The organism is Microbacterium umsixpiens (assembly GCF_053543675.1).
The window spans coordinates 1-3,539 of sequence record NZ_JBLVOH010000137.1; the positions used below are offsets into that span (position 1 = coordinate 1).

The window sequence follows — 3,539 nt, forward strand, 5'->3', positions numbered from 1 at the left end:
GGGGCGGGAAGGTCAGTCGGCGACGAGGATGGGCTCGAAGCCGGCCCGCCGCAGCGTGTCGAGCGTGTGCTCCGAGTGCTCGGGGCCACGCGTCTCGACGCTGAGTTCGAGGATGACCTCGCTGATCTGGAGTCCATGACCATGACGGGTGTGCATCGCCTCGATGACATTCGCACCCGCCTCGGCGATGAGCTCGGAGACGCGGGCGAGCTGGCCCGGACGGTCGGGCAGTGGGACGCGGATGGTGAGGTATCGGCCCGATGCCGCAAGCCCGTGCGAGACCACGCGCTGCAGGAGCAGCGGATCGATGTTGCCGCCCGACAGCACCGCCATCGTCGTGCCGGTGCCGGAGACCTTGCCGGCCAGGATCGCCGCGACGCCGGCCGCGCCGGCCGGTTCGACCACGACCTTCGCCTGCTCCAGCAGGATCAGGATCGCCCGAGCGAGGTCGTCGTCCGAGACCGTGACGACCTCATCGACGAGCTCCTTGATGATGTCGAACGGGATGGCGCCGGGGCGCGCGACCAGGATGCCGTCGGCGATCGTCGGACGGGTGACGATGTCCACGGGCTCGCCCGCAGCGAGCGACGGGGGCACAGCGGCGGCGTTCTCGGCCTGGACGCCGATGATGCGGACGGTGCGCCCGAGTTCAGCGGCGCGCGCTTTCACGGCCGCGGCGACGCCCGCGATCAGGCCTCCGCCACCGATGCCGAGGACCACGGTGTCGACATCCGGGGCGTCCTCGAGCAGTTCGAGTCCGAGCGTCCCCTGCCCGATCACGACGTCGCGGTGGTCGAACGGGTGGATCAGCACCGCACCGGTGCGCTCGGAGAACTCCGCCGCCAGACGCAGCGATGTCGCCACGGTCTCACCCTCCAGCACGACCTCGGCGCCGTACCCGCGGGTGGCGAGGAGCTTGGGAACCGGAACCCCCAGCGGCATGAAGATGGTCGCGGGGATGCCGAGCGCCTGCGCCGCGAGCGCGACGCCCTGGGCGTGGTTGCCGGCGGATGCGGCGACGACGCCCCGCGAGCGCTCCTCAGCACTCAGGCGTGAGAGGCGGTACGCGGCACCGCGGATCTTGAACGAGCCCGTGCGCTGAAGATTCTCCATCTTCAGCAGGACGGTGCCTCCGTGAATGTCGGAGAGGGCTCGCGACGGCAGCGTCGGCGTGTGCGAGATCACCTCAGCCAGACTCTGAGCCGCTAGCTCGAACTCGGTCAGGCTGGGGACTGCACTCATCGATTCCTCCGTCTCCGCTCGCGCGGTACTGTGCTCCAGATAAGGTCTCCGCTGGGCCCGACGCCCGTGCGCCAGGAACCAGAACTGATGGTCACGGCCGCGACGTTGACGAAGGCCGCAAGCGGAACGGCGAACAGTGCTCCGGGGATGCCGGCGATCATCGCGCCGCCCGCCACGACGAGGACGACGGCGAGCGGATGCACCTTGACCGCGGAGCCCATCATGATCGGCTGCAGGATGTGGCCCTCGATCTGCTGGACCGCCAGCACGACCACGAGCATCCACAGTGCGATCCACGGCCCGTTGTAGACGAGAGCCAGGAACACGGCGACGGCGCCGGTCGCGACCGCACCCACGATCGGGATGAAGGAGCCGAGGAACACCAGGACGGCGACCGGAAGCGCGAGCGGCACCTGCAGCAGGAATGCCCCGAGGCCGATGCCGATCGCGTCGATGGTGGCCACGAACAACTGAGTGCGGGCGTAGTTCACGATCGTCGCCCAGCCGTTTCGGGCGGCACCGTCGACGGCGGGCCGCGCCTTGCGCGGGAAGATCCGAAGGGTCCAGCGCCAGATTCCTGCGCCGTCGGCGAGGAGACAGATGAGGATGAACAGCGACAGCAGCGCACCGGTCGCGACGTGTCCGACCGTCGTGCCGATGGCCAGTGCGCCCGTCCAGAGCGCCTGCGTCTGCTCGTCGAGGAAGTCGAGGCCCTGCTGCAGGTAGTCGGCGATCTGGGTGTCGGAGAGGTTCAGGGGACCTTCGTGGAGCCAGACCTGGAACTGGTCGAACGCCTCGGTCGAGCGTGCCTGCACGTCGGGCAGCTGAGCGCGCACCTGCCAGACGACCAGCCACATCAGTCCGGTCACGATGGCGGCCGTTCCGATCAGCGAGATCGTGATCGCCAGCCAGCGTGGGAATCCGCGTCGCAGCATCCACGAGAACGCCGGCCACAGGAGTGCTGTGATGAGGATGCCGACCATGAGCGGGATGACCAGGAGCTTCAGCAGCATCACCAGCCAGATGAAGACGCCGATCGCTGCGGCGATGATCAGCAGCCGCCAGGAGTAGCTCGCCGTGATGCGCAGCGGCAAGGGCACCGCCTCATCGGCATCGGTCGTCACGGTGCGGTCGGTGGAGACCGGGCGCGGACGGAAGAGATCTCGCAGCCGGGGGCGCTGGTCCTCGCTCATCGCCCAAGTCTACGGTCAAGCCGTATGCCGTTCGACGCATCCATCACCGAAGAGCGGAGATGTCGGTGCCCGGCGATACGCTGACGGCGTGACCGAGACCCTCAGCTCCCCGCACGCCCGGCGGATCGCCCTCGCCGCTCAGGGGTTCACCAGATCCCGACCCGCATCGGTCACCGCGCGCCACGTGCACCGCGTGATGGATCGGCTCGGCGTCCTTCAGATCGATTCGGTGAACGTGTTCGCGCGCTCGCATTACCTGCCGCTCTTCTCGCGTCTCGGCTCCTACGACCCGACACTGCTCGACAGGGTCTTCCTTTCCCGCACCACCCACTACGTCGAGTACCTCGCCCACGAGGCGACGTTCATCCCGGTGGCGGACTGGCCGCTGTGGCGATTCCGCATGGACGACTTCCGGCGGAAGTGGGCGGATGAGGACTCGTGGATGAGCAACAACGCGCGCACGGTGCAGTGGGTGCAGGACGAACTCCGCGCCAGGGGGCCGCTGCGTCCCGCCGACCTGCGCGACGACGCGCCGCGAGAGCGCGGAACATGGTGGGACTGGGACGAAGCCAAGCTCGCGCTCGAACACCTCTGGCGCACGGGCGATGTCGCCGTGAGCGGCCGCCGGGGCTTCGAGCGCACGTACGCGCTGGCCGACCAGGTGATCCCCGACGTTATCCGATCGCGGGAGATCTCCCGAGACGAGGCGATCCTGGAGTTGACGCGCCGTGCGGCTCGCTCGAGCGGTGTTGCGACGCAGTCCGACCTCGCCGACTACTACCGCATCCGTGACCGTGCCGCGGTCGCCCGATCGATCACCGAGCTCGTCGACGCCGGCGAGCTGCAGCCGGTGCAGGTGCGCGGCTGGGAACGCGGAGGCCGTCCGCTGCGCGCGTGGCGGCATCGCGATGCCGTGCTGCCCCGCAAGATCGAGACCGCGGCCGTTCTGACTCCGTTCGATCCGGTGGTGTGGTTCCGCGACCGGGCGCTGCGCATCTTCGATCTCGACTACCGCATCGAGATCTACGTGCCAGCCGAGAAGCGCCGGTTCGGCTACTACTCGCTGCCCGTGCTCGTCGGCGACCGCATCGTGGCGCGCGTCGA

General features: G+C 68.9%; 3 protein-coding genes. 1 reads left to right on the forward strand and 2 read right to left on the reverse strand.

Annotated features, from left to right (window positions below):
• Positions 1-12 precede the first annotated feature (12 nt).
• Both ilvA and ACNPM4_RS13810 read right to left on the reverse strand, forming a co-directional pair.
• Complete coding sequence (gene ilvA, locus ACNPM4_RS13805) at positions 13-1,242, reverse strand: threonine ammonia-lyase (RefSeq protein WP_029262972.1); 1,230 nt, start codon at positions 1,240-1,242, stop codon at positions 13-15.
• Positions 1,239-2,435, reverse strand: a complete 1,197-nt coding sequence (locus tag ACNPM4_RS13810; protein WP_029262973.1) for an AI-2E family transporter — start codon at positions 2,433-2,435, stop codon at positions 1,239-1,241. The genes ilvA and ACNPM4_RS13810 overlap by 4 nt, the downstream gene beginning before the upstream one ends.
• 88 nt (positions 2,436-2,523) lie before the next feature.
• On the opposite strand from ACNPM4_RS13810, the gene ACNPM4_RS13815 reads away from it, so the two are divergent.
• On the forward strand, positions 2,524-3,539 hold a 1,016-nt coding region (locus ACNPM4_RS13815; RefSeq protein ID WP_448986035.1), incomplete at its 3' end, for a winged helix-turn-helix domain-containing protein.

Excerpts from the sequence above, each read along its gene's own strand:
- ilvA (WP_029262972.1), bottom strand. The coding sequence starts at position 1,242 with ATGAGTGCAGTCCCCAGCCTGACCGAGTTCGAGCTAGCGGCTCAGAGT.
- ACNPM4_RS13810 (WP_029262973.1), bottom strand. The coding sequence starts at position 2,435 with ATGAGCGAGGACCAGCGCCCCCGGCTGCGAGATCTCTTCCGTCCGCGC.